General features: G+C 69.2%; 1 protein-coding gene. It reads right to left on the bottom strand.

Annotated elements, in window-relative coordinates; translation table 11 throughout:
• The coding region (locus B7767_RS08620; protein ID WP_373408197.1) for a radical SAM protein at positions 1-720 on the bottom strand (720 nt) is incomplete at both ends.

Genomic DNA, 720 nt, shown 5'->3' with positions numbered 1-720 from the left:
GAGCTTGAGCTCCGGGTGGGCCGTGCCGCCCTCGATGGCGGTGGAGGAGATGTGGGAGACCACGCGCTCGTCGACGGGGTCGTTCGCCGGGTCGTCGTGGACGACGAGGTGCTCGTACGTCGTCGACCGCTGGGCCGGGACCCGTCCCGCCTTGCGGATCAGGTCGATGATCTCCAGCCGGTTGGAGCGGTGCCTGGCGCCGGCGGAGGAGACGACGTTCTCCTCCAGCATGATGGAGCCGAGGTCGTCCGCGCCGTAGTGCAGGGAGAGCTGGCCGACCTCCTTGCCGGTGGTCAGCCAGGAACCCTGGATGTGCGCCACGTTGTCCAGGAAGATCCGGGCGATGGCGATCATCCGCAGGTACTCGAAGAGGGTGGCCTGGGTGCGGCCCTTCAGGTGGTTGTTCTCGGGCTGGTAGGTGTACGGGATGAACGCGCGGAAGCCGCCCGTGCGGTCCTGCACGTCACGGATCATCCGCAGGTGCTCGATCCGCTCGGCGTTGGTCTCGCCGGTCCCCATGAGCATGGTGGACGTGGACTCGACGCCGAGGTTGTGCGCGATCTCCATGATCTCCAGCCAGCGCTCGCCGGACTCCTTCAGCGGCGCGATGGCCTTGCGGGGACGGGCGGGCAGCAGCTCGGCGCCCGCGCCGGCGAAGGAGTCGAGTCCGGCCGCGTGGATGCGGGTGATCGCCTCCTCGACGCCCACCTCGCTGATCCG

The organism is Streptomyces sp. 13-12-16 (genome assembly GCF_002114215.1).
GTDB lineage: Bacteria > Actinomycetota > Actinomycetes > Streptomycetales > Streptomycetaceae > Streptomyces.
This window is presented reverse-complemented; position numbering and strand designations above follow the sequence as displayed.